Origin of the sequence: Kribbella sandramycini, assembly GCF_013131805.1 — a bacterium.
GTDB lineage: Bacteria > Actinomycetota > Actinomycetes > Propionibacteriales > Kribbellaceae > Kribbella > Kribbella sandramycini.
In genome coordinates, this window is sequence record NZ_JABJRC010000004.1 from 408225 (window position 1) to 434496 (window position 26272).

Below are 26272 nucleotides of genomic sequence, written 5' to 3' on the forward strand. Positions count from 1 at the left end.
GGCTGGAAAGACATGATCAGCTAGATTCACGCCATGCACACCGTGGCCGTGCTGTCGCCGGAGGGCGCCGTCGGGCTGGAGCTGGCGGGCGCCTGCCAGGTGTTCGCCACCGCTGCCGATCCCGAGACCGGCTTCGGCACGGCCGTCCTGCTCCGGCAGCACTTCGCCAAGGCCTTCGCGACCACGCCGACTGCCTACCGGCGGACCTTCAAAGGCAACAGCCCACACCGGTGACCGGTGCGGGCTGTTGAGGTGAAGCTGTCAGTTCTGCGAGGCGATGACGAGGCCGTGCTCCTCGTCGTACTGCTGGATGAAGCGGTTGGCCATCGGCTCGCTGGAGTTGATCGCGCCGGCCAGCTCCTTGGCGTTCCGCTCGCGGCCGGCCGGCCAGTCGGCGAGCAGGGCCCAAGCGCGGGCGCGCTTCTTCTCCAGCTCGGTCGGCTCGGGCTCGTCGGCCTTCGCCTCGTCCACCTTCTTCTCGGCGGCCTTCGGCTCCGGCGTGGTGATCAGCGCCGGGGGCTGGGTGTCGGTGCTCGGCTCGGCGAACGGCGACGGGCCCTGCGGCTTCTGGACGACGGGCTCGACCTTGGCCTTCGGCGCGGTCGGCTTGAGCTTGCCGTTCGCGCGGACGACGTGCTCGCTCTCGTCCTCGACGACGACCGCCTCGGCGACCGGCTCGTCACTGTTGCGGTCGTAGGGCAGGTAGTCGACGGCCATCAGCTCGCCGGTCATCGCCTCGCCCCAGGCGTCCTCGTCGCGCAGGTTCACGCCGGTGCCGGCGCCGCGCAACTGCCGCGCTCGCGTCTCGCCCTCGACCACCCAGACCGCGGCCCGGACCTCGCCCTCCGGCGCGGCCTCCGGCTCCGGCGGCGGGGAGATCGCCTTGGTCAGCTTGTTGGTGATGACCTCGTAGTTGATCCGGTCCTCGAGCATGCCGGCCAACCGGTCCGGGTCGTAGGTCGTCTCGGCGATCTTCGCCAGCCGCTCGTCCTGGTGCTCGGAGCGGATGTACTCCGCGACCGTGCTCGCGATCGCCTCGCGCCGGGTCTTGTTGCGGATCTGGTGCCGCGCGGCGTGCAGGCTCTCGTAGAGGCCGTAGCCGTGCTCGATCGCCAGCGAGCGCGCCTGCCAGGTCACCTTCGGCTCGCGGGCCCACTGGACGACGCCGTACACCGGCGCGGTGGTCGCCATCTGCCCGGCCCGGCGCAGCGCGTCCCGGCGGCGGGCCGAGCTGTGGATCAGCCACAGCACATAGGCGAACGCGGACAGACCGCCGAAGCCGAAGGCGAGGAAGCGCTCCTCGGGCCGCCAGTGGCCGACGACGTTGAAGACGACCGCGATCACGGCCGCGAACAACGACATCGCCCGGTAGGCGTAGGCCGTCTCACCCTTGCGCCGGCGCAGGTCGGCGAGCGCGGCGGTGGCCACGCCACCGAGCTCGAGGACCGCCACCGCCGGTGTGACGAGGACGATCTTGAGGAACGTCGAGAAGCCGGTTTCCGGCCACGGGATGTGGGTCACACCGGCCCACACCTGACCGACAAGGGCGGCCGCGGCCGCCGTGGCGTAGAAGGCGTAAGCGACTTTGTCCGCACCCGTGAGCGGTACGTTCGCCAGTTCGCCAGTACTGCTGGTGCTGGTGTTCTCCTGCAAGACGTGGTCTCCTGACCGGTTTGGGCACTCCGGCAGATCCATCGGTGACGGCGGTGCGGTGCTGTGGTACGGCGGCACGAGGCTACCGGTTCCCGGCCCCGATCGGGGAGGCGAACCCGGAAACATCCCAAACCCTGCCCCTCTCCCGCGCCCCCACACGCAGGAAAACCCGCTCCCGCTCGCGAAGCCGGTGTACGGACGAACGCTACACAGTACTCATGTCCACGGCGCACCCACCTCGCTGAACAGGCTCAGCTCGCCGGCCGCGCGGTCGATCCAGTGCTCGACGTCGGCGACGATCGGGTGCCGGTCGGGGCCCTCGCCTTCCCAATGGAGTAAGGACTCCGGGATCGGGCGCGGGTCCGCGGCCAGGCGGATCGCCTCGACGACGCGGGTGAAACCGCCGGTCGCGGTGAAGGGGCAGTAGAGGGGGACGGCGGGGTCGGCGCGATGGTCGATCAGGTTCTGCAGGAGGTCTGTTCGGGGGTACGGCGTCCCGTCGAGAAGGTCGGACGAATAGTGCAGAACTGCTTCGCCTCGCGAGCCGTGGACGGTCACCGTGGGCTCCAGATGTTCTGTTGCGCAAAGGGTGACGGCGATCAGGACGCGGGTGCCGCGGGCGGTGGTGATGCGGACGGTCGATGTGTCGTCGGACTCGATGTCGTTGGCGCGGTACAGCTCGGTCTCGATGGCGCCGACGTCGGCGACTCCGGTGGAGCCGTCGAGGAGGAGGGCGGCCGCGGTCGAGTGCGCGAGCGGGTTGGTGACGGCGCCGTCCACGACCGGGACGCCGTCCAGCGTGCGGCGACCGGCCCAGGGCGCGCGGTCGAAGTAGCTCCGCTTGCGCAACCACTTGCCGACGGCACTGATCCCGCGGATCTCGCCGAGCTCGCCGGCGCGCATCATCCGGGCCAGCTCCAGCGTCGCGGCCGAGGCCTGCGCCTGGAAGCCGACCTGGCACGCACGCCCGGTCTCCTCGATCACCCGCACGAGGTGCTCGTGCTCGGCCAGGGTCGCGGCCGGCGGCTTCTCGAGCAGTACGTCGGCGCCCGCGCGCAGGGCTGTCTCTGCCAGCGGGACGTGCGTCTGGATCGGCGTACTGATGACGACGACGTCGACTGTGGTTGCGGCCAGCAACTCGTCGAGCGACGGATACGCCGTGACGTCCAGCCCGGACGGCGGCCGCGGGTCGGCGACGGCGACCAACTCGCCGCGCCGCAACGCGTTGCGGACATGAGTAGCGCCGTGACCGTGCACTCCGACCACGGCAATACGAGCCTTCGACACTGCTCGAACTCTCGCCTTCGGCTAGAGGCCGCGGAGTCGGGAGGTGATTTCGGTTTCGGCGGGTTTGTGGGCTTCGTCGGCGGCGGCCGGCTGGTGACGCTGGGCGGATTTGGCGGTGGTGTAGGCGCCGGCGTGAAAGGCGCGGGCGAGTTCGGCGTCCTGGGCGGTGGCGGCGGCGTTGGGGTCGTGGCCATCGAGGTCTTCGGCGAGTTCGCGGACGCCGGTGCGGGTGTGCATGAGGTCCCGATCAACGTCCGCGGCCGTGTCGCGGACGAAGGTGGGGCTGGGCTCGCTGCGGTGCTCGATGAGCCCGCCCAGGGACTCCTGGGCGCGGCCGATGCGGGTGTTGGCGCGGTCCAGGCCGTCGTGGGCGGAGTTGACGGCGGTGTTCAGGTCGCTGATCCGGTGGGACAGCCGGTCCATCAGCTCGCGGTCGTGTTCGACGGGGAGCCGGCTGAGTTCTTCCAGGGCCTGGCGGCCGGCTTGCAGGCCGGTGGTGGCGCTGTCCAGGCGATCGCGGATCTCGCCGACGAGGTGACCGCCGTTCTCCAGCCGGCGGTCGATCTGGTCGGCGACGTACTGGGCGTTCTGGAGGAAGGGCCGGGCCTGACCGGTGGCCTCCATCTTGCTCGCCTGGAGCGGCAGCTCGTAGATCTCGTCCTCGGCGCGCCGCAGGACGGTGTTCAGCTCCTGGGTGGCGTCCGCGGCGTGACTCAGCTTCAGCCGGGCGTCATGCAGCGCGTTCGCGGCGAACTCCGCGAGCTCGGCGGCGCGGCGCTGCGGCTCGAGCGACGGGGTGCTCACTTGTCGAGCTCCTCGTCGGCGGCCAGGGCCTCGCGCAGGGTCGCCTCGACGGTGTCGAGCTCAGCGCGTGCCGCTTGCAACTCCGCGCGCGCGGCCTCCAGGCCGTGGCTCGGCTCGGTCGGCTCCGTGGACACCTGAACCACACTCCTCTAGGACAACCGGAAAAAGCTACTCCGGTTGAGCCTAGATCAGCGGCGGGCCAGCAGTTCGGCGGCCTCGGTCGCCCAGTAGGTGAGGATCTGGTCGGCGCCGGCGCGCCGGATCGACGTCAGCGTCTCCAGGATCGCCCGCTCCCGGTCGATCCAGCCGTTCGCCGCGGCGGCCTCGACCATCGCGTACTCACCGGAGATGTTGTACGCCGCAACCGGCACGTTCACGTGGTCGCGGACCTGCCGGATGATGTCCAGGTAGGCCAGCGCCGGCTTCACCATCACCAGGTCCGCGCCCTCGGCGATGTCCAGGTCGGCCTCGCGGAGCGCCTCGCGCGCGTTCCCGCCGTCCTGCTGGTAGGTCTTCCGGTCGCCCTGTAGCGAGGAGTCGACAGCCTCCCGGAACGGCCCGTAGAAACTCGACGCGTATTTCACGGCGTACGCGAGAATCACGGTGTCCAGGTAGCCGGCCGCGTCCAGCGCCTTGCGGACGACGCCGACCTGCCCGTCCATCATCCCGGACGGGCCGACGATGTGCGCCCCGGCGGCCGCCTGCGCGACCCCCATCTCGGCGTAGAGCTTCAGCGTCGCGTCGTTGTCGACCCGGCCCTGGGCGTCGAGGACGCCGCAGTGCCCGTGCGAGGTGAACTCGTCCAGGCACAGATCCGACATCACCAGCAGCGCGTCCCCGGCCTCGCTCGCGGCGTCCCGGATGGCGACGTTCAGGATGCCGTCCGGATCGAGCCCACCCGAGCCGGTCTCGTCCTTGTGCTCCGGGATGCCGAACAGCATGACGCCGCCGAGCCCGGCCTGGGCCGCCTCCGCGATCGCCTTCCGCGCGGTGTCCCGGGTGTGCTGGTAGACGCCCGGCATCGAGCTGATCGCGATCGGCTCGCGGGCGCCCTCCCGGACGAACATCGGCAGGATCAGCTGCCGCGGCTCGAGCGTGGTCTCCGCGACCAGCCTGCGCATCGCCGCCGACGACCGCAGCCGCCGGGGCCTCACCTCCGGGAATCCACTCACAGCACTAGCTCTTCCTACGAGAACCTGCACGACGTTCGGAAGGACGGGTGACGGTCTCGCCCGCCTCCACCATGGTGTCACGCCGCTCCGCGCCGAACCGGGCGAGTGCGTCGGCCAGCTCCTCGACGGACGGCGCGTCGGCCATCGCGTCGACCCGCAGGCCGTGCTCCTCGGCGGTCTTCAGCGTGGCCGGGCCGATGACGGCGATCACCGTCGACGCGTGCGGCTTGCCGGCGATGCCGACCAGGTTCCGCACGGTGGACGACGACGTGAACACGACCGCGTCGAACTTGCCCGACTTGATCGCCTCGCGGGTCGGCGCGGGCGGCGGGGCGGCCCGCACGGTCCGGTACGCCGTGACGTCGTCGACCTCCCAGCCGAGATCGGTCAGCCCCGCGACCAGCGTCTCGGTCGCGATGTCGGCACGCGGCAGGAAGACCCGGTTGATCGGGTCCAGCAGCTCGTCGTACGGCGGCCAGTCCTCGACCAGACCGGCGGCGGACTGCTCGCCGGTCGGGGTCAGATCCGGCCGGATCCCCCAGGCGCCGATCGCCTCCGCGGTCTTGTCGCCGACCGCGGCGATCTTCAGCCCGGAGAAGGCCCGCGCGTCCAGGCCGTACTCGTCGAACTTCTCCCGGACCGCCTTGACCGCGTTCACCGAGGTGAACGCGACCCACTCGTAGCGGCCCTCGACGAGCCCACGGATCGCCTTGTCCATCTGCTGCGGGTTCCGCGGCGGCTCCACCGAGATCGTGGGCACCTCTTCCGGCATGGCGCCGTAGCGGCGCAGCCGGTCCATCAGCGGGCCGGCCTGGTCCTTGGTGCGGGGCACCAGGATCCGCCAGCCGAACAGCGGCTTGGTCTCGAACCAGGACAGCGCCGCGCGCTGCTCGACCACGGCGCCGACGACGATCACGGCCTCGCCGGCGACCTTCGCGGCCCGCAGGTCGGCGACGATCGTCTCCAGCGTGCCGACCACGCTGGTCTGGGCCGTCGTCGTCCCGCCGACGGTGGCGGCGACCGGCGTACCGGCGTCGAAACCGGCCTCGACGAGCGCGGCGACGGTCTCCTTGAGGACGTCGGTCGCGTTCAGCAGGACGAGCGTCTGCTTGGCATGCAGCCGGCTCAGGTCGAGTTTGGCCTCGGCCAGGTCGAGAACGGTGACCTCGCGGTCGTTCTTCATGGTCAGCGGGATCCCGGCGTACGTCGGGACGGCGCTCACCTCGCTCACGCCGGGGATGATGTTGAAACCGATCCCGGCCTTGCGGCAGGCGGCAGCCTCCTCGGCGCCGCTGGAGAACGTGAACGGGTCGCCGCTGAGCAGGCGGACGACGTTCGCCTGGGCCTTGGCGGTCTTCACCACCAGGCGGGCCCGGGCGGCGACCTTCAGCGCCCGGCTGCCCTCGGCGCCGGAGCCGTCGATCACCTCGACGCCCTCCTTGCAGTACGTCAGGAAGGCGTCGTGCTCGGGGCCTTCGACGACGACCGCGTCGGCGCCGGCGAGCACGTCGCGCCCGGCCAGCGTCAGCAGCGCGGGGTCACCCGGGCCGACGCCGACGAACGTGACGTGACCGAGTGGTCTGGCCGGCTTGACCGCGGCAGCCTTCACTTGCTGAGGTGTCGCGGATGCCGCGGTGGCCGCTGTCTTCGCAGTGCTCACGTCTGCCTTCGCCCTCGTCCTCGTCCTACTTGTCTTGGCTGTGGTCGTACCTGGTGCAGGTGGTGTCATATCCGCTCCAGCAACTCGTTCGCCAACGCCTTGCCGAGGGACTCCGGGTCGTCGACCGCTCCGTTCGCGGAGAGCCGCCGGACGCCGTCGTCCTGGCCGAGCGCGCCCCGGAGCCAGAGCTCGGGGCCGTCCTCACCCTCGACCACCTCGGCAAGAGCCCCGACCGGAGCCGTGCACCCTGCCTCGAGTGTGGCCAGCATTTGCCGTTCCGCCGTCACCGCTGCCCGGGTGGCCGGGTCCTCCAGCGGGGCCAGGGCGGCCAGTACCTCGGTGTCATCGGCCCGGCACTCGATGCCCAGGGCACCTTGTCCGGGAGCGGGCAGCACCTGAATCGGATCCAGGGTCTCGGTCACCTCGGCGAGCCGTCCCAACCGCGACAACCCTGCCCTGGCGAGTACCACCGCGTCCAATTTGCCTTCGGTGACGAATCTGATCCGGGTGTCCACGTTGCCGCGGATCCCGGTGCACTCGACGCCCAGGCCGAGCGCGTCGAGCTGCGCGACGCGGCGCGGCGAGCCCGTGCCGATGACGGCGCCCGGGGGCAGCTCGCCCAGCGTCAGGCCGTCGCGCGCGACCAGCACGTCCCGCGGGTCCTCGCGGACCGGGATCGCGCCCAGCGTGAGGCCCTCGATCGGCGCGGTCGGCAGATCCTTCAGCGAGTGCACCGCGATGTCGATCTCGTCGGCCAGCAAGGCGTCGCGCAGCGCGCTGACGAAGATGCCGGTACCGCCGATCTGCTCCAGCGGGGCCTTGTTCACGTCGCCGGTGGTGGTGATCAGCACCAGCTCGACCTCGTGGCCGCGGCCGCGCAACTCGTCGGCCACCAGCGTCGCCTGTGCCGTCGCCAGTGCGGATCGCCTGGTCCCCAAGCGGATCATGTGTGCTCACCTCCACGCGCCTTCGGCGTCGTCACCGCGTCGACGGTCGCCTGGTCCAGGGCGAACAGCTCGCGCAGAGCGTTCGCGTACGTCGGCCCGCCGGGATCCGCGGCGAGCTCCTTCACGCGGACCGTCGGGTTGTGCAGCACCTTGTCCACCACGCGCCGGATGGTCCGGGCGACCTCGTGCCGCTGGGCGTCGTCCAGGCCGGGCAGCCGGCGCTCGAGCCGGGCCAGCTCGGCGTCGACCAGCTCGCTGGCCATCGCGCGCAGCGCCACCACGGTCGGCGCGACGGACGCCGCGCGCCGGGTCGCCTCGAACGCGCCGGTCTCCTCGTGGACGATCCGGCGGACGTCCTCGATGTCGTCCTCACTGCCGCCGGCCGTGCCGGCCAGGTCCGCGAGGGTGACGAGTGTGACGCCCGGGATCCGCGCGGCCTCGGGGGCCACGTCGCGCGGCAGAGCGACGTCCAGGACGCCGAAAGCCCTGCCGTCACTGGCGTTCCGGATCATCTCGGCGGTCAGGACGACGCCGCGGGCGCCGGTGCAGGAGACGACCAGGTCGGCGTCGGCGAGCGCGTCGGGGACCTGCGCGAGCTGGATCGCCGTCCCGCCGATCCGCTCGGCCAGCGCGACCGCGCGGTCGTAGTTGCGGTTGGCAATGGTCACGCTGCGGGCGCCGCCGTTGATCAGCGTCTGCGCGGCCAGCGAGGCCATCGAGCCGGCGCCGACGATCAGCGCGCGGCGGCCCTCGAACCCGCCGACGGCCTCCAGCCCGGCGGAGACCACCGAGCGGCCGGCCGAGTCGATCCCGGTCTCGGCGCGGGCCCGCTTACCGACCCGCAACGCGTGCTGGAACAGGGCGTTCAGCTCGGTGCCGATGGTCTCCAGGTCCTGGCCGACGCGCAGCGACTCCTTCACCTGGCCGAGGATCTGGCTCTCGCCGACGACCATCGAGTCCAGCCCGACGGCGACCTGGAACAGGTGCGCGACCGCGCCCTCCTCGAAGTGCACGTACAGGTGCTCGGCCAGATCGATCAGCGGGACGCCGGTGATGTCGGACAGGATCGCGGTGACCTCGTCCATCCCGGCGTGGAACCGGTCGACGTTCGCGTAGACCTCGGTGCGGTTACAGGTGGCCAGGACGGCGGACTCGCTGACGGCCGGCGTGTGCTGGACGGCGAGCGCGAGTTTGGTCGCGGCGTCCGGATCCAGCGCGACCCGCTCCAGCACGGTGATATCGGCCGACCGATGACTGATCCCGACGACGAGGTAACTCATGCGCCGACACCTCCGCCGACTGCGGGCAGGTCAGGGGTGAGACCGTTCGTCGCTGGTAGCTCGGGCACCTGGGGGAGCGCCACCTCTCCGGACTTGCGTTGTTCGTGGTACGCCAGGATCTGCAACTCGATCGAGAGGTCCACCTTGCGGATGTCGACGCCGTCGGGCACGGACAGCACCACGGGCGCGAAGTTCAGGATGCTGGTCACCCCGGCGGCGACCAGCCGGTCGCACACCTCCTGGGCCGGACCGGCGGGGGTGGTGATGACGCCGATCGAGACCCGGTCGGCCTCGACGATGTCCTCCAGCTCGGCGAAGTCGCGGACCTCCATGTCGCCGATCCGCTCGCCGACCAGCGCCGGATCGGCGTCCAGCAGGGCGACGATGCGGAAACCGCGCGTCCCGAAACCGGAGTAGTTGGCCAGCGCGTGGCCGAGGTTTCCGATCCCGACGATGACGACGGCCCAGTCCTGGGTGACGCCGATCTCGCGGGCGATCTGGTAGCGCAGGTACTCGACGTCGTAGCCGACGCCGCGGGTGCCGTAGGAGCCCAGGTAGGACAGGTCCTTGCGCAGCTTCGCGGAGTTGACGCCGGCCGCGGTGGCCAGGTCCTCACTCGACGCGGTCGCGATACCACTGTCCGACAAGGCGGTCAGCGCCCGCAGATAGACCGGCAAGCGCGCGACAGTCGCCTCGGGAATGCCGCGTTCGGTCCTCGTCGGCGGGCCGGGGCGACGGCTGCTGGCACGCGTCACAATTCTCCTGGGGGGTGGATCTCATCCGCCGCGTTCAGTACCCTGCGGCTCCTCTTACTCTAGGAGCTTGTGAACGTGAGAACAAAATCGGCGAACCCCGAGGTGACAGCAGTCACGTGAGCGCGGTGTGGTATGTGCCCTAACCGCCGCGCCGGCGGAGCCGATCGAGCAGGCCGGGCTTCGGGGCCGTACCGAGGGCTTTGCGCAGCCGTTCGGCGTCCACCCGCCAGAAATCGTGCTGCTTGCCGTCGACGAACGTCACCGGGATCTGCTCGCCGTACTCGGCGTACAGCTCGCCGTCCTGGGTGATGTCGACCTCGGACCAGTCGGCGCCGGTCTCGGCGCAGACCGCGACCACCACCGCCCGGGCGTCGTCACAGAGATGACACCCGGGCTTGGTGTAGAGCGTGACCCGGCTCAACCCTCGGCCCGCAGGCGGCCCTTGGCCACCTTGCCGGTGACCGAGTGCGGGAGCTGGCCGACGACCTCGATCTCGCCCGGGCACTTGAACCGGGCCAGCCGGGTGGCGGCATACGCGGCGACGTCCCCGGTGTCGAGCGTGACACCAGCCTCGGCGACGACGAACGCCTTGATCGCCTCACCGGTCTCCTCGGACGGGACGCCGATCACGGCCGCCTCCAGGACGCCGTCGAAACCGACCAGCACGTCCTCGACCTCACTCGGGAAGACGTTGAACCCGGACACGATGATCAGCTCGCGAAGCCGGTCGACCAGGAACAGCTCGCCGTCGCCGTCGAGGAAGCCGACGTCGCCGGTGCGGTACCAGCCTTCGGCGTCCGGGCCGTCGACGCCGTCCGGCCAGTAGCCGGAGAACAGGTTGGCGCCGCGGATCAGGATCTCGCCCGGGTCGTCGCCCTCGACGTCCTCGCCCTGCTCGTCGGCGATCCGGACCTCGACGTTCGGCAGCGGGCGGCCGACCGAGCCGGGTTTCGGCTCACTCTCGCCGAGCGTCGTGGTGACGCCGGGGGAAGCCTCGGTCAGGCCGTAGCCCTGGTGCACGAACAGGCCGGTGACCTGCTCGAAGCGGTCGGCCAGGGTGCGATCGAGCGCGGAGGCGCCGGTCAGGACGACCTTGACCCCGGCCAGCGCCGGGCCGAGCTCCTCGCGGGCCAGCAGGGCGTGCAGCGCCGGCGGCGCGAGCGGCAGCCGGGTGACCTGGTGGGCGCGGACCAGGTCGAGCGTATGAGCGGCGTCGAAACGCCGGTCGATGACCAGGGCCGCGCCGGTCGCGATCGTCCAGCCGAGGACGGCGTTCAGGCCGAAGGCGTGGAACATCGGCAGGACGCCGAGGACGACGTCCTCGGGGCCCATCCGGTCGGCGCCGAGGGCGGAGAGATTCTTCACGTTGGAAATCAGTGCGCGGTGCGTGAGCATCGCGGCGCGCGGGTCGCCACTGGTTCCGGAGGTGTAGAGCAGGACCGCGAGAGTCTCCGGGTCGATCGAGGACTGTAACGGAGCGTCACCGACGAGCTCGCCGGCGGCCACCGTCCGGACCCCCTCGACGAGCTCGAAAAGGTCCGCGTCGGCAATCGCCAGCCGGGCCCCGGAATGCTCGACGACGGTCGCCACCTCGGGTTTGGTCAAACCGGTGTTCAGCGGCACGGCGACCAGGCCGGCGCGGAGAACGCCCAGGTAGGAGGTGACGAACTCGATGCTGTTGGCAAGTAACAGCAGGACCCGGTACCCGGGCACCAGACCGGCCGCGGCGAACCCCTTCGCGGCCCGGTCGACGGCCTCGTCGAGCTCGGCCCAGGTCAGTCGCCGGTCACCGTCGACCAGCGCGACCCGATCACCGTGACGTCGCGCTGTGTCACGAAGCAGGTCCGCGAAATTGATATCCACCCGCTGAGTCTGCCACGCCCGGCTCCGGCGTCCGGGAACCGGTCGGCTCGCGCGGAACGGTTGCAGCAGAGCGTGACGGGAGATATACAAGTGATCTCGCGGATCGTGCTTCTGCTGAACCTCACACTGCAGAAACCCGTTCCGCGCGGGGAGACCATGCGCGACAACCCCACAGCAGGCTGCATTGCGTCATCAGGTGGTGACGGGAGCAGTCCGCTGGCGCATTCGTGACGAACGACCGACGGGAAGGCGGCACGCCTCAAGCTGTTGACAGCGAGTGCTGCAGGCATGACGCTCAGTGCTCGTGTTGTCGATCAGCCGCTGTGGCCATGCGCGGATGTGTCAGACGACGTGTCTTTCGAACGGGGAGAGATCTTGACGACGCCGGAGCCAAGTCCGGACGGGATGCGACGGGCCGAGCTCGTCGATCGCGCTCAGGCTGGAGACGTCGGTGCCTTCGGTGAGCTCTACGACGAGTACTCGCTCACCGTCTATCGCTACATTTACGCCCGGGTGTCCTCATCGGCACTCGCCGAGGACCTGACCAGTGAGACGTTCGTCCGGGCGCTGCGCGCGCTGGACTCGTTCCGCTGGCAGGGCCGGGATTTCGGCGCCTGGCTGGTGACGATCGCCCGGAACCTGATCACCGACCACTACAAGTCCGGCCGGGTCCGGCTCGAGGTGGTCACGGACGAGATCGAGACGCACGACCGGCAGACCGAGGGGCCGGAGGTCGATGTGCTGGCCGCCGCCACCGCCGAGGTGCTGCGGGACGCCGTCGCGAACCTGCCCGACGAACAACGCGACTGCCTGACGATGCGGTTCTTCGCCGGTTTGTCGATCGCGGAAACGGCCAGGGCGCTGGAGAAGTCCGAAGGCGCCGTCAAGCAACTGCAACTGAGGGCCGTACGGCACTTGGCGAAGGTTATCCCCAAGGACTTGAGGTGAGGCGGATGACAACGAATGTCTTCCGTAACCCGTCAGCGAGTTTCCTCGTTCTGTCTCATGAGGACCCGTCGGTAATCCCGGCTGGCCATTGAGGAGAACGAACATCATGAGTGACCTACACAGGGCTCGAGCGCGCGCGGAGACATTCGCGCACGCCGTTGATCACGGGCCCCGTCACTCTTCGCGACTGAGCGATGACCCGGAGCTAGTGGAGGCTGTTGAACTCGTCGGACGGCTGAGGACCGCCGGCGCAGTGGCGCCCCGCCCGGAGTTCAGCGCCGAGCTACGGCACCGCCTGCTGGAACAGGCGGCCGCCCGCGCGGCGACGACGACTCCGACGATGGTGCGCAGCATCCCGGAGAGCCCCGAAGACCCACCCAGTGGCGAGGACGTCGACGCGTCCGTGACAGATATCCGCCATCGTTACGGCCGGCGCATCCGGCTCGTGGCCAGTACCGCCGCGCTCGTCCTGCTCGGGGGTGGCATCGGTTCTGCCGCCGCCGCTCAGCAGGCGATGCCCGGTGACACCTTGTACGGGATGAAGCGCAGTATCGAGAACGTGGCGACCAACGTGGGGATCGGCGACGACTCCCGCGGCCGGCGCGATCTCGAACACGCCAAGACCCGGCTGTCCGAAGTCCAGGCACTCGCCGAAGCCGGCGCGTCCGTGGCGACCATCAACAGCACGCTGGACGACTTCTCCGCGCAGGCCCGCAAGGGCGTGTCCCGGTTGGTCGCGTCGTACCAGCAGGACGGCGACGCGAGCTCGATCGCGGCGGTCTCGACGTTCATCACCAGCGCCCGCCAGGGGCTCGGTGAGCTTGCGCCGAAACTGCCGCCGGAGTCGCTGAAGTCGGCGGTCGAGGCCCTGGCCACGATCGACCAGCTGGCCGGGCACACGACGGCCGCCTGCCCGAAGTGCGACAAGCCGAAACCGGCGAAGAACGAGCCGGCCGTGCCGACCGTGGTCGACGAGCCGGGGAAGAAGCCCTCCGCGAAACCGTCGGCGCTGCCCTCCAGCAAGCCGACGACGGGTTCGCCGAGTGCCAAGCCCAGCGCGACGGCGCCGCCGAAGGTGCCGAACACGACGATCGTCGGCGAGCAGCAGACGCCGCCGCCGAGCAGTCTGAAGACGCCGCCGAACCCATCGGCGTCCAAACCCACCACGACCCCTTCGGGCCCGCCGACCGGCACGCCCTCGACCACCCCCTGGCCCTGGCCGTTCCCGAGCCTGAGCCTGCCCCCGCTGATCAACATCCCGGGCGTCCTGCAGACACTGCTCCCGCCCTGGAAGTAACAGCTCCCGAAGAAGCCCGGCCGATCAAGGCCGGGCTTCTTCCATGTCTGGGCCTAGTAGTGGACGCGGGCGCGGACGGCGCGGTGGTCGGAGTAGTTCGCGGCGTGGTCGGAGCCGGTGTAGTGGGCGTCGGCGGCGCCGGCCTCCTCGAAGGTGACGGTGTGGACGGCGGTGGTCGCGGGCAGCCCGTTGGGCTTCTTGGCCCACAGGTAGTCGATGCGGTTACTGCCGCCGATCGTCCAGTTGTTACCGAGGCACTCCCCGCGCGGAGCGGTCACCTTGCCGCAGTGGTCGTACATCACGTCGCGGAACCCGGCATCGCCGCCGAGCTCGCCGTTCGTCTGCCGGTACCAGGACTTCCAGTCGCCCGGGTTGCCGGCGGTGATATTTGCGTCGCCGCCCCAAATCATCAGGTCGCCACCCCATCCGGAGACCTTCTCGGAGGCCTCGCGCGCGTTCTCCGCCGCGCACGGGTGGCCGCCGCTGTTGTTGGTCGGCCAGTGCGTGGACGCGACCGTCAGGGTCTTGTCGGCCAGGAGGTCGTCGAGCTTCAGCCGGATCGCCTCCGCCCGGCTCTGGCCGGTGTTCTCACAGCCGTTCGTCCCGTCCCGGTCGGCCTTCCAGGTGTCCTCCTGGAGCACGTTGAACCGGGCGGTGTCGAAGACGATCGCGGTGGTCTGCTGCTTCTTGTCGTCGCCGCAGCGCGCCGCTTGTTCCGGCGGCTGCGGGTTCGCGATCCGGCCGGCGTAGTCGCGACCCAGCTTGGCTTCCATGGTGTTGATCAGCAGCGTCAGCTCGTCGCGGTTGCTGATCTGCTGGACGAGGAAGAGGTCCGGGGCGGGGTCGGTGCGTTTCATCGCGAAGATGAGGTCCTGCCAGTCTCCCGGGCAGGTGTCGGTCGTCTTCTTCAGGTTCTCCACGTTGTTCGTGTAGACGCTGACGTAGTCGCGCCGCGGCGCTTCGGCGGCGGTCACCGCCGGGGCGGCGGACAGGAGCAGGACGACGGCCAGGGCGGCGGCCGTCACGGGGCGGTATGGGACAGACATGCCTCGCAGGCTAACGCCGCCTGCTGGTCAGAAGAAGACGCTGCGGCGCTGGACGAGGAGCGTGTAGAGGGTCTGCTGAATGGTTTCGCGGACCTGATCGGTGACGTTGAAGACCAGCATCGGGTCGTCGGCGGCGCCGTCCGGGAAGTCGTCGGTGCGGATCGGCTCGCCGAACTCGATCAGCCACTTCGAGGGCAGCGGGACCATACCGAGCGGGCCGAGCAGCGGGAAGAACGGCGTGACCGGGATGTACGGGACGCCGACCAGGCGGGCCAGCGACGCCAGGTTGCCGACCAGGGGGTAGATCTCCTCGGCGCCGACGATCGAGCAGGGCACGATCGGGACGCCGGTGCGCATCGCGGCGGAGACGAAGCCGCCGCGGCCGAAGCGCTGCAGTTTGTAGCGTTCGGCGAACGGCTTGCCGAGCCCCTTGAAACCCTCGGGCCAGACACCGACCAGGTTGCCCTGGCGGAGCAGCCGCTCGGCGTCGTCGTTACCGGCCAGCGTCGCGCCGCCTTTGCGGGCGAGCTCGCCGACGAACGGCGTCCGGAAGACGAGGTCGGCGGCGAGTGTCCGCAGCGGACGGCCGGTGTGGTCGGCGACGATCAGCTGGGTGATCAGCCCGTCCAGCGGCATCGTGCCGGAGTGGTTGGCCACGATCAGCGCGCTCCCGGTGTCGGGGATGTTCTCCACCCCGCGCACCTCGACCCGGAACCATTTCTCCGCCAACGGCCGCAACAACGGCAACAGCACCTGATCGGTCAGATCCGAGTCGTACCCGAACTCGTCGACCTCGTAGCCCCCACTCAACCGCCGCCGCAAGAACGCCAGCCACTCCGCAACCCGCCGCTCCCCCTCCGCCCCGAACAACTCCCGAACAGCCCGCTCCAGCCCCACAAAATCAAACCCACCCACATCAGCAGGCCGGTCCGTGGTGCGCGCGTCGCTGGTGTCCGACTCCTGCTCGCCACGCACCTCACCTGCGGCCGGCTCCGCGAAGTTCTCCGCAGGCAGCTCGGTCACCGGCAGCTCAGTGACGGGCTCGTCGGCAACCGTCGGCTTCTTCTTGGGTTTCTTGGGGGGTTTGGCGGCGGGGCCGGCGAGGGCTCGGGCGGCGGCTGAGGGGGTGGTGCGGCGGTTGCCGCGGCCGGGGCGGCCACCGGAGCCGATGGGGATGATGTCGGCGTCAGCCACGGAGGGCTCCCAGGCCCAGGGAGAGCAGGCCGGTGGCGCGGCCGGTGAGGCCGGGGGTGAGCGAGGCGCGGAAGTCGTCGAAGGCGGCGGCGGTGGTGTATTCGGGTTCGAAGCCGAAGACGGTGCGCATCCGGGTGGTGTCGACGGCGCGGCCGTAGGTGAGGAAGGTGATCTGGTCGGGCGAGAAGTCCGCGAGGCGGGCCCGGCGGACGACGGCCGCGGTACTCGAGGCGGTGAACGAAGGGAGCCGGACGACCGGGCGGCCGAGCCGGCGGATCGCCTGGGAGAGCACCAGGACGCCGTCACCGGCCAGGTTGAAGGTGCCGGGCAGCTCGTTGGCGGTCGCATGCCGGATGGCGTCGATCCCGTCGTCCTCGTGCAGGAACTGCAGCCGCGCGTCGTACCCGAAGACGGTCGGGACGACGGGCATCCCGAAGTACCGGGTGATCGGGGAGTCGGTCTTCGGGCCGATCCAGTTCGCCATCCGCAGCGTGGTCACGCAGACATCGGGCCGGCGCCGGGCGAACCCGCGCACGTACCCCTCGACCTCGACCGCGTCCTTGCTCAGGCCGGTCTGATGGATCGCCCGCGGCGCCATCTCCTCGGTGAACATGGCCGGATCCCGCGGGCCCGCGCCGTACACCGTGGTCGACGACTTCACCACCAGCTTCGCCACACCGGGCGCCTTCTGACAGGCGGCCAGCAGCTGCATGGTGCCGATGACGTTGATCTCCTTCATCGACGACCGGCCGCCGGCACTGCCCGGGGTGGCCACCACACCGGTGTGCACGACGGTGTCGACGCCCTCGGCGGCGATCACCTTCGCGATCACGGGGTTGCGGATATCGGCCCGGACGAACCGGACCCGGCCCAGCTCGGCCCGTGGCGGAACCACGTCGACGCCGAGCACCGTGCCGATGGACGGATCGTCGGCCAGTCTCCGGGCACAACGAGCACCGGCGTCTCGCGAGACGCCGGTCACCATCACTACCTGTGCCACAGGAGACCCCCAGCCAGACAGCAACCCCACGTGCCGCCGCACCGAACCAGGGGGCGGCGGGAACTGCTACTTGCCGAGCTTGCGGCGCTGAACCCGCGTCTTCTTCAGCAGCTTGCGGTGCTTCTTCTTCGCCATACGCTTGCGGCGCTTCTTGATTACGGAACCCACAGTGGACCATCCAAACTCAAAGAGAACGTCGGTGCAGCTTACCCGTAGGTCACCGCGTGAACCTAAAGCAGGGCTTGGGTAGGGTGGAGATCACGTCTGGGGAGGCACTTTTGAGCACTGCCGCGAAGGCCAGGTACGACGGTCTTGCCGACTGGTACGACGACCGTTTCGTGATCGGATCCGACCCCCACCAACCCGGATTGCCCGAGCTCCTCGGGCCCGGCTCCGGCCCTTGTCTGGACATCGGCTGCGGCACCGGCCGCAACTTCGAGACCATCCGCGCGAGCGGCCGCGAGGTCGTCGGCCTCGACTACTCCGCCGACCAGCTGCGCCTCGCGCGCACCCGCACCGACGGCCCGCTGATGGTCGGCGACGCGGCCGCCCTCCCGTTCGCCGACGAGTCCTTCGACACCGCGATGGTGATGTGGATCTCGACCGACGTCGACGATTTCGCCGCCGTCCTGACCGACGCCGCCCGCGTCCTCCGCCCCGGCGGCATCCTGATCGGCTACGGCGTCCACCCCTGTTTCAACGGCCCGCATGTCATCTACAACGAAGACGGCAGCCGCACCATCCACACCACCTACCGACAGCCCGGCTGGCACCCCCCGGCCCCCTGGTGGGGCGAGGACGGCATCCGGCACCACATCGGCATGAGCCACGTCCCGCTCGCCCACTACCTGAACGCCTTCCTCGCCACCGGCCTGACCCTCGAGCACTTCCTCGAACCCGAAGGCCCCGGCGTCCCCCACGCCCTCGCCGTCCGCGCCCGCAAGCCCAACAGCTAGAGATAGCTGGCGACTGGGCCGAGGGTGAGCAGGCCGGTCTGGGCGCCGGCCTGCTCTTGAGCTGCTGGGCGGAGGACTGTTTGCGCTCGGGCGAGGGCGGGTTCGAAGCCGAGCTGCGCGGCTGCGTGGGCGACGAGGGCCCAGTGGGCTTCGAGCAGGAGGCCCGGTGGCGGGTCGGTGAGCTGCTGGAGTAGGCGTTCCGCGTCAGTTTGGTTGCTCTGGGCAATGACTAAGGGCTGGATCCACGGGATGTGTGGGCCGTAGTCGGCGGTGGGGATCGGGGCGCCGTGCCGGAGGGCGTGTGCGGCGAGCGCCAGTTCGAGGAGGCCGTGGTGCAGGCCGGGCATCGCGGCGGTCGGACGGCGGACGGCGGCCTGCTGATAGGCCTCCGGGGTGTCGGCGCGGAGGGCGGCGTACCAGCCGGTGAAGACGCCGACGAGCGGCGCGTCGTGGCGCGCAGCCAGCTCGTCGGCCGCCGCGGCATGCATGTCCGCGGCGCTGTAATCGGCAACAGCACAAGCTGACTGGAGCCGGATCAGCCGACCGAGCACCTCGTATGCCGGAAGCGCGTGCCGCGACGCGAGGTCGACGAGCTCGGCCCCGATCGCATCACGCGCGGGCGCCTGCCCAGCTTGGCGAAACGACTGCATGTAGACGCCGTTCAACGCGAACGCAAGGACGGCCGGGTCGTCGAGCTCCCGAGCGAGCCGCTCAGCCTCGCCGGCGGCTTCCAACGACCGATCACTCCTGGAACCCCTTGATTCCAAGGCGATCGTGGCCAACAACCGCGCCCGGACCGCCGGATGATCCTGCGTGGGCAGCACCCGCTCCGCAGCCCGTACGACGGCAGCAGCATCCGCCTCGTCGTCAGACCGGGTCCAGTTCGCCGGTACGTCGTACGCGCCGATCACCCGCGCAACCAGATCCGAATCGCCCAGCTGCTCAGCTGCCGTGATTGCAGCCAGGCGATGCTGGCGAGCCTCATGCAGCCCACCTGAGACCGCGATACTCCGCAACAACCCGACCGTCGACTCCAGGCGCGCCTTCGGGCTGACCGTGCGCTCGTACGCCGACCAAACCGACTTCGGCTCCAGATGCGTGGCCTGGTTGAGAATGTCGGTTTCAAGCTGCAGTAGAGCCGCACCAGGGTCGATGCCCAGTTGCGAAACCAGCATGTCCTGAGCGCGACGCAGTACGGCGAGGGCGTCCGCCTGGCGACCACTGCGGTAGAGACTGAGCGCCAGCAGCCGCCACCCCTCCTCACGCCACGGATGTTCGATCACATGGGCATCCAGCTCCGCCGCCACCTCCGCTGCCCGACCGGCAGCCAGACGCTGTTCGGCGTACCGCTCCACAGCCAGCAAGCGCAGTTCGGTCAGCCGCGCCCGCTCCGCCCGCGCCCATGGCTCATCCGCGAAATCGGCGTACGCCGGACCGCGCCAGCAGCTGAGCGCGGACTCGAACTCCCCCGCGCCGATGGCCTGCTCGAAACGCACGGCATCGACAGAGTCTGTCCGCAGCGCGTATCCAGGCCCCTCAGTCACCAGAACCCGAGCCGGTGTGCGCCGAGGGCGGTCCGGCTCCAGAGCCCGACGCAGCGCGGCGACAAACGTCCGCAGCGCGCTCAGAGCGCCGTCGGGCGGGTCCTCCCAGAGGTCATCCACCAACCGCGTCGCCGGTACGACTCTGCCGCCGGCAACGATCAGCCGAGCCAGCACCGCCCGATGCCGCGGCCCTTTGAGCTGCACCGGCTGCCCAGCGTCATCCCAGGCCACCACCGGCCCGAGCACCCCGAACTCCACCCGGTCACCGTAGCGTGCTCATCCAGCGCTCATCCGGCTCGGAAACGCTGGTCCGGTGAAGATCAACGGATTCGACTACCACCAGGTCCCAGGCACCGACGGCGTCACTCTGAACGTCGCAGTCGGCGGCTCCGGCACCCCGATCGTCCTGCTGCACGGCTTCCCCCAGACGCACCTAATGTGGCGCCACGTCGCAACTGACCTGGCTGCCCACCACACCGTCATCTGCCCCGACCTCCGCGGCTACGGCGGCAGCGCCAAGCCGACCGAGGGCTATTCCAAACGCGCTATGGCCGCCGACATCATCGAAGCGGTCCAGTCGCTCGGCCACTCCACTTTCGCCCTGGCCGGTCATGACCGCGGTGCGCTGGTCGCGTTCCGAGCCGCCCTCGACCACCCGCAAGCGGTCACCCACCTGCTGATTCTGGACGTCCTCCCCACCCTGGACATGTGGTCGGTCCTGCAGGGCACGTCAGCCGCTGTCGGCTTCCACCTCTACCTGATGGCCCAGCCCCCAGGCCTCCCCGAGCAGCTGATCGCCGCCGCCCCCGACGCCTTCTTCGGCCACTTCCTGGACATCTGGACCAAGAGCCCGGACGCAATCCCCCACGACGTCCGGACGGCGTACCTGGACGCCTGCCGTGCTGCCGTCCCCTCGATCGTCGCCGACTACCGGGCTTCCGCCACGATCGACGTCACCCACGACGAGGCCGACCGCGCCGCCGGGGCCCAGCTCCAGCTGCCCGTCACCGTCATCCAGCAGGACTGGGGCGCCGCCCTGGGCTTCGACGCGCGAGCGCTCTGGAAAGCCTGGGCGCCCGACCTGCACCACCAGCTGACCACCGCCGGTCACTTCATGGCCGAGGAGGATCCGGGCGAGATCACCGCCGCGATCGAGCAGCTCCTGACCCGGCAGGCATGACGAGGCGGCCGGCCCCTGAACGGGATCCGGCCGCCTCTCTCGTGGTTATCCGGCCTGGAAGAAGGCGCCCTTGAGGTAGTCGTGCACGGCGTCCTCGGCGACCCGGAACGAACGACCTACCCGGACTGCGGGCAGCTCACCGGAGTGCACCAACCGGTACACGGTCATCTTGGACACGCGCATGGCCGTGGCCACTTCGGCCACGGTCAAAAACTTCACCTCAGCGAGCGGCTGCTCACCACCGGACTTCTTTGATGCCATTTGCGCACCGCACTTCCAGCACGGATCGTGCGCCGGCTTCCCCTCCGGCACCTCCGTCCGCGCATAGGTCGAGGGTAGTGGCTGTTGGTGCGAATGGGAAAGAGGGGGACTCGTGTGACTCGATCCTGTGACGGAGTCAGTACGTTGGGTCGAGCCCCAGGAGCGGAAAACTGACGTCCCGGGTGGCCTTGATCGAGCGGTCCAGCCAGGCGCCCGGGTTGTAGCCGCTCGACCAGTCGACGTACTCCGGATCGCGGCCGTCCGTCATCCGCAGCGGCGCGACCCGGCCGAACCGGATCTGCACCTCCTCGCGCCACGCCTCGGGCACCGGCGTCTGCGGGTCGACCGGCTTGCCGGCCACAATCGCGAGCAGGTGGCTCCAGGCGCGCGGGACGACGTCGATGATCGCGTAGCCGCCACCGCCGGTCGCGACCCACTTCCCGCCGGTCAGCTCGTGGGCCAGGTCGTGCAGGGCCAGGTACGCCGCCCGCTGGCCGTCGACCGTCTTGGTCAGATGGGCCAGCGGATCCTCGACGTGCGAGTCGCAGCCGTGCTGGGTGACCAGGATCGACGGCCGGAAGGCCCGGAGTACGTCGGGCACGATCGCGTGGAAGGCGCGCAGCCAGCCGGCGTCCCCGGTGCCGGGCGGGAGCGGGATGTTCACCGCGGAACCCTCGGCCCCCGGCCCGCCGGTCTCACCGGCGCTGCCCGTCCCCGGGAAGAGCGTGGTCGGCGACTCGTGCAGGCTCACGGTCAGCACCCGCGGGTCGTTGTAGAAGACCTCCTGGACGCCGTCGCCGTGGTGGACGTCGACATCGACGTACGCGACCCGCTCGGCGCCGTTGTCGAGCAGCCACTGGATGGCGATCGCCGGGTCGTTGTACACGCAGAACCCGGAGGCCCGGTTCGGCATCGCATGATGCAGACCGCCCGCGACGTTCGCCGCGTGCAGCACCTCGCCCTGCCAGACCGACCGCGCGGCCTCGACGCTGGCGCCCGCGATCCGCGCGCTCGCCTCGTGCATCCCGGGGAAGCAGTAGGTGTCGTCGGTCCCCAGCCCGTGCTGCTCGTCCGGTACGTCGGGGTTCGCACCGGCCCGCCGGACCGCGTCGACGTACTCCGCGGTGTGCACCGTCCGCAGCAGCTCGTCATCGGCCATCGGAGCCGGTACGACCGTCAGCTGGTCCAGGATGCCGAGCTCACGCGCCAGCCGGATCGTCAGCTGCACCCGGATCGGGCTCATCGGATGCCCGCCCCCGAAGTCGTACGCCGTCAGACCGTCGTCGTAGACCAGTTTCGCCTCACCGCTCATGCTCCCGACCTTAACCCGGCGACTTCCTTCGGGGTCGGTCGAAAGGATTGCCGGTCCCCGGCGGCGAGCTCACGATCAGGTGGAATCCCGCCCGATCGTGAGGAGATATCTGATGCGTGCGCTTGTTCGCGCCCTGCCCGCGCTGCTCGGCGTGGCCGCCCTGATCGGCACCGCCGTGACGGCCGACTCCGGCGCCCGATCCGTTGCCGCCGTCGACGGGCCCGCCGTCCCGATCAACCGGGCGACGCCGACCAAGCTGATGCCGCTCGGCGACTCGAACACCGGCGGCGCCGACGCGCCCGGCGCGGCCTACCGGGCGGATCTCTACCAGCTGCTGCGAGCCGACAACCGGCCGGTCGACTTCGTCGGCTCACTGGCCAGCGGCCCGGCCGGCCTCACCGACCGCGACCACGAGGGACACGGCGGCTGGACGATCGGCCAGATCCAGGACAACGTCGTCGGCTGGCTGAACACCTACCGGCCGGACGTGATCACGCTCCAGATCGGCACCAACGACATGTACGACGACGCCGGGGCGGGCGCGGCGCCGGCCAAGCTTTCGACGCTGGTCGACACGATCACCACGACGCTGCCGGAGACCCGGGTCTTCGTGACCTCGATCCCCGTCCTGCAGGACCCGGCCCACCACGCCCGGGTCGCGGCCTTCAACTACACGATCCCCGGGATGGTCGCGGCAAAGGTTGCCGCGGGCAAGAAGGTCAGCTACGTCGACGCGAACTCCGGCCTCTTCCACCCGTACGACTTCCTGGAGATGTGGCACCCGCACTACGGCGCCGCCTCGAAGGCCGCCGTCCGCTGGTACGCCGCGCTGACCGGCCAGCAGGTCACCCGCTTCGAGGCCGAGCAGACCGCGAACGCCGTGATCAGCGGCGCGCCGACCCGGCGGACGCAGATCACCTCGGCGTCGGGCGGCGCGAAGGTCGGCTACATCGACCTCCCGGAAAGCTTCGTCAAGTTCAGCTTCGAAGTAGGTGCTGCTGGCAACTACCGGATCCGGGCCCGGGGCGCGAACGGGATGGGCACGGACTGCACGCACAAGGTGAGCGCGAACGGCGGCCCGCAGCAGACCATGCTCTACAAGTCGTACGGCTGGGACCTGCTCGGGACGTCGAAGGTCGACCTGCCGCTGGTCGCGGGGAAGAACACCGTCACGTTCGCCAAGGGCGAGTGCTACACCGAGCTGGACGCCATCGACATCAGCCTGGTCCCGACCGCCTAGAGCGTGTCTGGTGGCTCCGCGCCGTAGCGAGGAGGTGCTCGGTGCGGTAGCTCGGTGTGCTGGGGCGGAGGGGTCGATGCGGAGCATCGTCACCTTTGCACCAGTGCGGCGAGATGCTGTGCCGAGTGCCCCGCAGTAGGCGGGGAGCCATCAGACACGCTCCAGCGTGTCTGGTGGCTCCGCGCCGTAGCGAGGAGGTGCTCGGTGCGGTAGCTCGGTGTGCTGGGGCGGAGGGGTCGATGCGGAGCATCGTCACCTGTGCACCAGTGCGGCGAGATGCTGTGCCGAGTGCCCCGCAGTAGGCGGGGAGCCATCAGACACGCTCCAGCGTCTGCGACATCAGGGTCAGCGGGCGCGTCGCGTCGTAGAAGGTGTCGACGCGCCCGGTGGACTCGAAACCGGCCCGGCGGTAGAAGGCCGCGGCGCGCGGGGCGGCGTCGTACACCCAGAGCAGCAGCCGTTTGTAGCCCTGCTCACGGGACCAGACCAGCAGTTCGGCGGTCAGCTCGTCGGCGACGCCGGTGCCCCGGAAGTTCGGATCCACCCACATGGACAGCATCAGCGCGGCATCCGGATCGCGTTCGTCGGGGCCCGCGGGGACGCCGAGCACCATCCCGGCCGGATTGCCCGCGGACTCGGCCAGCAGCGTCACCTTGCCGGCCGCCTGTAACCGGGCCCGCCAGTCGGCCTCGGTGAGCGCGACCGACTCGCCGTAGGTCTGGTAGAAGGACTCCGGCGCATCCAGCAGGGCCCGGAGCCGGACCGCGCGCAGGGTCTGCCAGTCGTCCTCGGTGAGCCGTCGTACCGTCATGGCTTCATCCTGACAAAGCCGATCCGGGCCCGATTCGGCGGGCGGCGCAACACCCCTCCCAGGCTGCGCCGGCCCGCCCGAGCGCTGGGTCAGCAGCGGGTCCAACGCCCGGTTCATCGGTCCTGGACTGCAAAGCGTTACAGATTTTGCAGAACAGGTGCAGACCGATTGCATTCTGTGAGCTAACCTGAAGGTGTGAACACGAATCTGCAGCTGTGGTGGGCCGTCTAGGGCGGTCACCCGGCGTTCACACGCACCCAAGAGGCCGTCTCCGCCGAGACGGCCTTTTTCGTGCGCTCGGTGGGGCTCCCACTCACCGAAAGGCACTGACATGACCTCGCTGTCCGGCATCACCCCGTCCGGCCGCCTGACCCTCGGCAACCACCTCGGCGCGCTCCGCCGGTTCACCGACCCGGACGGGTTCTACTTCGTCGCCAACCTGCACGCGATGACCACCAAACACGATCCGCGGCGGCTCGCGGCGCTCACCCGGGAGTGCGCGACGCTGATGCTCGCCGCGGGTATCCCGCCCGGGACGGTGTTCGTCCAGTCCGACGTCCCGACGCACGCCCAGCTCGCGTACCTGCTGGAGTGCACGTCGTACGTCGGCGAGCTGTCCCGGATGATCCAGTACAAGGAGAAGGGCGGGCGCCCGATGACCCGGGCCTCGCTGTTCACCTACCCGTGCCTGATGGCCGCCGACATCCTGCTGTACGGCGCCGAGCGCGTGCCCGTCGGCGGGGACCAGGACCAGCACGTCGAGCTGGCCCGCGACATCGCGCTCCGGTTCAACCGCGAGTACGGCGAGACGTTCGTCGTCCCCCAGTTGCACAAGGCCGCGCTGGCCACCCGGATCAAGGACCTGGCCAACCCGACAGCCAAGATGAGCAAGTCCGACGCGGACGACGCGGTCGGGACGATCCGGCTGCTCGACCCGACGGACGTGATCCGCCGGCAGATCATGCGCGCCCGGACCGACTCCGGCAACGAGATCCGCCACGACGAGGAGAACCAGCCGGGCGTGACCAACCTGCTGGAGATCCTGGCCGCGTGCACGGACGGCGATCCGGTCGAACTGGCGACGGCGTACACGTCGTACGGCGATCTGAAACTCGACGTCGCGGACGCCGTCCTGGCCGTGGTCGAGCCGCTGCAGAAGGAATACGCGCGGCTGGCGACCGACCCGGGCGCGATCGACCAACTGCTGGCGCAGGGCCGGGATCGGGCGCTGGCGGCGAGCACTCCCCGACTCCGGGCGGCGACCCGAGCCATGGGTTTGGCAGGCTGCGCCCCATGAAAGGCTGGATGCCATGAAGCTCCGCGCCGCCACCTTCAACCTCCGCAATTCTTCGGCCCCGGACGGCGACAACGCCTGGCCGGTCCGGAAACAGGCGGCGGTGGCGGCGATCGAGTTGCTGGATGCCGACGTGGTCGGGCTGCAGGAGGTGCTGCCCGACCAGCTCGGCTACCTGCGGCTCCAGTTCCCGAAGTACGAGATCGTCGGCGTCGGCCGGGACGACGGCCAGAGCGCCGGCGAGCACGCGTCGATCATGGTCCGGACCGGCGACTGGCGGATCGACCGGTTCGAGACCCGCTGGCTGTCCGACGACCCCGGTACGCCGGGATCGGTCGGCTGGGACGCGGACCTGACCCGCGTCGCCACGCTGGTCTGGCTGCGGCACCGCAACGGGACGACGGTCGGCGTCCTGAACACCCACTACGACCACGCCGGCGAGGTCGCCCAGCTGCAGTCGTCCCGCCTGGTCGCGAAATGGGTGGCCGGCGACCTGCCGTGGATCGTCATGGGCGATCTGAACGCGACGCCGGACTCGCCGCCGCTCAAGGCGCTGACCGACGCCGGGCTGCGGTACGCCGTCCCGATCGAGGCCGGCGGCAGCTGGCACGACTTCACCGGCGCCGAGGACGACGACCGGATCGACCACATTCTGGTCGGCCCGGCCTGGACGGTCGTCGAGGGCGCCGTCTCGCATTTCCGGCCGAACGGGCGGCTGCCCAGCGACCACTGGCCCGTGATGGCGACCCTCAGTCTGTGATTCCGGTC

At 70.1% G+C, this 26272-nt stretch carries 27 protein-coding genes; 8 read left to right on the plus strand and 19 right to left on the minus strand.

Translation table 11 applies throughout. The features are described from left to right. The first annotated feature begins 33 nt into the window (after positions 1 to 33). Positions 34 to 234 carry a hypothetical protein gene (locus HPO96_RS37630; protein ID WP_202886177.1) on the plus strand — a complete coding sequence of 67 codons (201 nt, stop codon included), beginning with the start codon at positions 34 to 36 and terminating at the stop codon, positions 232 to 234. 27 nt (positions 235 to 261) lie between these two features. Here the strand turns inward: HPO96_RS37630 and HPO96_RS20165 are convergent, their stop codons facing one another. The 11 genes from HPO96_RS20165 to HPO96_RS20215 form a co-directional block, all read right to left on the minus strand. Then, entirely contained in the window at positions 262 to 1653 is a 1392-nt protein-coding gene (locus HPO96_RS20165; RefSeq protein ID WP_171675036.1) for a hypothetical protein, read from the minus strand. Between the two features lie 216 nt (positions 1654 to 1869). Beyond that, positions 1870 to 2940: a Gfo/Idh/MocA family oxidoreductase gene (locus HPO96_RS20170; protein ID WP_171675037.1), complete on the minus strand. Its 1071-nt coding sequence runs from the start codon at positions 2938 to 2940 to the stop codon at positions 1870 to 1872. A 21-nt stretch (positions 2941 to 2961) separates the two neighbouring features. Further along, positions 2962 to 3744, minus strand: a complete 783-nt coding sequence (locus tag HPO96_RS20175) for a hypothetical protein (RefSeq protein ID WP_171675038.1) — start codon at positions 3742 to 3744, stop codon at positions 2962 to 2964. Further along, positions 3741 to 3878 carry a hypothetical protein gene (locus HPO96_RS20180; RefSeq protein WP_171675039.1) on the minus strand — a complete coding sequence of 46 codons (138 nt, stop codon included), beginning with the start codon at positions 3876 to 3878 and terminating at the stop codon, positions 3741 to 3743. Before HPO96_RS20180 ends, HPO96_RS20175 begins: the two co-directional genes overlap by 4 nt. A gap of 54 nt (positions 3879 to 3932) precedes the next feature. Continuing rightward, positions 3933 to 4916: a porphobilinogen synthase gene (gene hemB, locus HPO96_RS20185; protein WP_171675040.1), complete on the minus strand. Its 984-nt coding sequence runs from the start codon at positions 4914 to 4916 to the stop codon at positions 3933 to 3935. 4 nt (positions 4917 to 4920) lie between these two features. Then, on the minus strand, positions 4921 to 6576 hold the full coding sequence (locus tag HPO96_RS20190; RefSeq protein WP_420371470.1) for a bifunctional uroporphyrinogen-III C-methyltransferase/uroporphyrinogen-III synthase: 1656 nt from the start codon (positions 6574 to 6576) through the stop codon (positions 4921 to 4923). Positions 6577 to 6641: 65 nt separating this feature from the next. Next, on the minus strand, positions 6642 to 7523 hold the full coding sequence (gene hemC / locus HPO96_RS20195) for a hydroxymethylbilane synthase (RefSeq protein WP_171675042.1): 882 nt from the start codon (positions 7521 to 7523) through the stop codon (positions 6642 to 6644). Further along, on the minus strand, positions 7520 to 8803 hold the full coding sequence (locus HPO96_RS20200) for a glutamyl-tRNA reductase (RefSeq protein WP_171675043.1): 1284 nt from the start codon (positions 8801 to 8803) through the stop codon (positions 7520 to 7522). The genes hemC and HPO96_RS20200 overlap by 4 nt, the downstream gene beginning before the upstream one ends. After that, the gene (locus HPO96_RS20205; protein WP_171675044.1) at positions 8800 to 9558 is read right to left on the minus strand and encodes a redox-sensing transcriptional repressor Rex; all 759 of its coding nucleotides are present in this window, start codon (positions 9556 to 9558) and stop codon (positions 8800 to 8802) included. The genes HPO96_RS20200 and HPO96_RS20205 overlap by 4 nt, the downstream gene beginning before the upstream one ends. A gap of 139 nt (positions 9559 to 9697) precedes the next feature. Further along, on the minus strand, positions 9698 to 9979 hold the full coding sequence (locus tag HPO96_RS20210; RefSeq protein ID WP_171675045.1) for a glutaredoxin family protein: 282 nt from the start codon (positions 9977 to 9979) through the stop codon (positions 9698 to 9700). Beyond that, positions 9976 to 11421, minus strand: coding sequence for an AMP-binding protein (locus HPO96_RS20215; RefSeq protein ID WP_171675046.1), 1446 nt, complete (start codon positions 11419 to 11421; stop codon positions 9976 to 9978). Before HPO96_RS20215 ends, HPO96_RS20210 begins: the two co-directional genes overlap by 4 nt. A 375-nt stretch (positions 11422 to 11796) precedes the next feature. On the opposite strand from HPO96_RS20215, the gene HPO96_RS20220 reads away from it, so the two are divergent. Together HPO96_RS20220 and HPO96_RS39175 are read left to right on the plus strand one after the other, a co-directional pair. Continuing rightward, positions 11797 to 12369: a sigma-70 family RNA polymerase sigma factor gene (locus tag HPO96_RS20220; protein ID WP_238355311.1), complete on the plus strand. Its 573-nt coding sequence runs from the start codon at positions 11797 to 11799 to the stop codon at positions 12367 to 12369. A 253-nt stretch (positions 12370 to 12622) separates the two neighbouring features. Beyond that, on the plus strand, positions 12623 to 13666 hold the full coding sequence (locus HPO96_RS39175) for a DUF5667 domain-containing protein (RefSeq protein WP_337796725.1): 1044 nt from the start codon (positions 12623 to 12625) through the stop codon (positions 13664 to 13666). A 53-nt stretch (positions 13667 to 13719) separates the two neighbouring features. Here HPO96_RS39175 and HPO96_RS20230 read toward each other — a convergent pair whose 3' ends face one another. The 4 genes from HPO96_RS20230 to HPO96_RS20245 all read right to left on the minus strand — a co-directional run bounded on the left by HPO96_RS20230 (position 13720) and on the right by HPO96_RS20245 (position 17074). Continuing rightward, a complete protein-coding gene (locus HPO96_RS20230) occupies positions 13720 to 14712 on the minus strand; it encodes a hypothetical protein (RefSeq protein ID WP_171675048.1) in 993 nt (330 codons plus the stop codon). Between the two features lie 27 nt (positions 14713 to 14739). After that, positions 14740 to 15906 (minus strand): 1-acyl-sn-glycerol-3-phosphate acyltransferase, encoded by a 1167-nt coding sequence (locus tag HPO96_RS20235; protein ID WP_171675049.1) that lies wholly within the window; start codon positions 15904 to 15906, stop codon positions 14740 to 14742. After that, the gene (locus HPO96_RS20240; RefSeq protein ID WP_337796726.1) at positions 15899 to 16906 is read right to left on the minus strand and encodes an NAD-dependent epimerase/dehydratase family protein; all 1008 of its coding nucleotides are present in this window, start codon (positions 16904 to 16906) and stop codon (positions 15899 to 15901) included. The genes HPO96_RS20235 and HPO96_RS20240 overlap by 8 nt, the downstream gene beginning before the upstream one ends. Positions 16907 to 16972: 66 nt before the next feature. After that, positions 16973 to 17074 (minus strand): 30S ribosomal protein bS22, encoded by a 102-nt coding sequence (locus HPO96_RS20245; RefSeq protein WP_008356322.1) that lies wholly within the window; start codon positions 17072 to 17074, stop codon positions 16973 to 16975. A 110-nt stretch (positions 17075 to 17184) separates the two neighbouring features. Between HPO96_RS20245 and HPO96_RS20250 the strand changes: the two genes are divergently transcribed. Next, a complete protein-coding gene (locus tag HPO96_RS20250; RefSeq protein WP_171675050.1) occupies positions 17185 to 17862 on the plus strand; it encodes a class I SAM-dependent methyltransferase in 678 nt (225 codons plus the stop codon). On the opposite strand, the gene HPO96_RS20255 is transcribed toward HPO96_RS20250, so the two are convergent. Then, the gene (locus HPO96_RS20255; RefSeq protein WP_171675051.1) at positions 17859 to 19664 is read right to left on the minus strand and encodes a BTAD domain-containing putative transcriptional regulator; all 1806 of its coding nucleotides are present in this window, start codon (positions 19662 to 19664) and stop codon (positions 17859 to 17861) included. The two genes, HPO96_RS20250 and HPO96_RS20255, sit on opposite strands and share 4 nt — an antisense overlap. Positions 19665 to 19719: 55 nt before the next feature. On the opposite strand from HPO96_RS20255, the gene HPO96_RS20260 reads away from it, so the two are divergent. Continuing rightward, complete coding sequence (locus HPO96_RS20260) at positions 19720 to 20586, plus strand: alpha/beta fold hydrolase (RefSeq protein ID WP_171675052.1); 867 nt, start codon at positions 19720 to 19722, stop codon at positions 20584 to 20586. Positions 20587 to 20631: 45 nt separating this feature from the next. Here HPO96_RS20260 and HPO96_RS20265 read toward each other — a convergent pair whose 3' ends face one another. Together HPO96_RS20265 and HPO96_RS20270 are read right to left on the minus strand one after the other, a co-directional pair. After that, positions 20632 to 20847: a helix-turn-helix domain-containing protein gene (locus tag HPO96_RS20265; RefSeq protein ID WP_171675053.1), complete on the minus strand. Its 216-nt coding sequence runs from the start codon at positions 20845 to 20847 to the stop codon at positions 20632 to 20634. Positions 20848 to 20983: 136 nt separating this feature from the next. Then, the gene (locus HPO96_RS20270) at positions 20984 to 22159 is read right to left on the minus strand and encodes an acetoin utilization protein AcuC (RefSeq protein ID WP_171675054.1); all 1176 of its coding nucleotides are present in this window, start codon (positions 22157 to 22159) and stop codon (positions 20984 to 20986) included. Positions 22160 to 22271: 112 nt separating this feature from the next. Between HPO96_RS20270 and HPO96_RS20275 the strand changes: the two genes are divergently transcribed. Next, the gene (locus HPO96_RS20275) at positions 22272 to 23399 is read left to right on the plus strand and encodes a GDSL-type esterase/lipase family protein (RefSeq protein WP_171675055.1); all 1128 of its coding nucleotides are present in this window, start codon (positions 22272 to 22274) and stop codon (positions 23397 to 23399) included. Positions 23400 to 23712: 313 nt separating this feature from the next. Here the strand turns inward: HPO96_RS20275 and HPO96_RS20280 are convergent, their stop codons facing one another. After that, on the minus strand, positions 23713 to 24210 hold the full coding sequence (locus HPO96_RS20280; RefSeq protein WP_171675056.1) for a GNAT family N-acetyltransferase: 498 nt from the start codon (positions 24208 to 24210) through the stop codon (positions 23713 to 23715). A gap of 331 nt (positions 24211 to 24541) precedes the next feature. On the opposite strand from HPO96_RS20280, the gene trpS reads away from it, so the two are divergent. Together trpS and HPO96_RS20290 are read left to right on the plus strand one after the other, a co-directional pair. Continuing rightward, the gene (gene trpS / locus HPO96_RS20285) at positions 24542 to 25507 is read left to right on the plus strand and encodes a tryptophan--tRNA ligase (RefSeq protein ID WP_171675057.1); all 966 of its coding nucleotides are present in this window, start codon (positions 24542 to 24544) and stop codon (positions 25505 to 25507) included. Between the two features lie 13 nt (positions 25508 to 25520). Then, entirely contained in the window at positions 25521 to 26264 is a 744-nt protein-coding gene (locus tag HPO96_RS20290; protein ID WP_171675058.1) for an endonuclease/exonuclease/phosphatase family protein, read from the plus strand. Positions 26265 to 26272 lie beyond the last annotated feature (8 nt).

What these genes read in the sequence shown, in the direction of transcription:
- HPO96_RS20280 (WP_171675056.1), bottom strand. Translation starts at nt 24,210, where the DNA reads ATGACGGTACGACGGCTCACCGAGGACGACTGGCAGACCCTGCGCGCG.
- HPO96_RS20230 (WP_171675048.1), bottom strand. Translation starts at nt 14,712, where the DNA reads ATGTCTGTCCCATACCGCCCCGTGACGGCCGCCGCCCTGGCCGTCGTC.
- hemC (WP_171675042.1), bottom strand. Translation starts at nt 7,523, where the DNA reads ATGATCCGCTTGGGGACCAGGCGATCCGCACTGGCGACGGCACAGGCG.
- trpS (WP_171675057.1), top strand. Translation starts at nt 24,542, where the DNA reads ATGACCTCGCTGTCCGGCATCACCCCGTCCGGCCGCCTGACCCTCGGC.
- HPO96_RS37630 (WP_202886177.1), top strand. Translation starts at nt 34, where the DNA reads ATGCACACCGTGGCCGTGCTGTCGCCGGAGGGCGCCGTCGGGCTGGAG.
- HPO96_RS20290 (WP_171675058.1), top strand. Translation starts at nt 25,521, where the DNA reads ATGAAGCTCCGCGCCGCCACCTTCAACCTCCGCAATTCTTCGGCCCCG.
- HPO96_RS20200 (WP_171675043.1), bottom strand. Translation starts at nt 8,803, where the DNA reads ATGAGTTACCTCGTCGTCGGGATCAGTCATCGGTCGGCCGATATCACC.
- HPO96_RS20265 (WP_171675053.1), bottom strand. Translation starts at nt 20,847, where the DNA reads ATGGCATCAAAGAAGTCCGGTGGTGAGCAGCCGCTCGCTGAGGTGAAG.
- HPO96_RS20275 (WP_171675055.1), top strand. Translation starts at nt 22,272, where the DNA reads ATGCGTGCGCTTGTTCGCGCCCTGCCCGCGCTGCTCGGCGTGGCCGCC.
- HPO96_RS20270 (WP_171675054.1), bottom strand. Translation starts at nt 22,159, where the DNA reads ATGAGCGGTGAGGCGAAACTGGTCTACGACGACGGTCTGACGGCGTAC.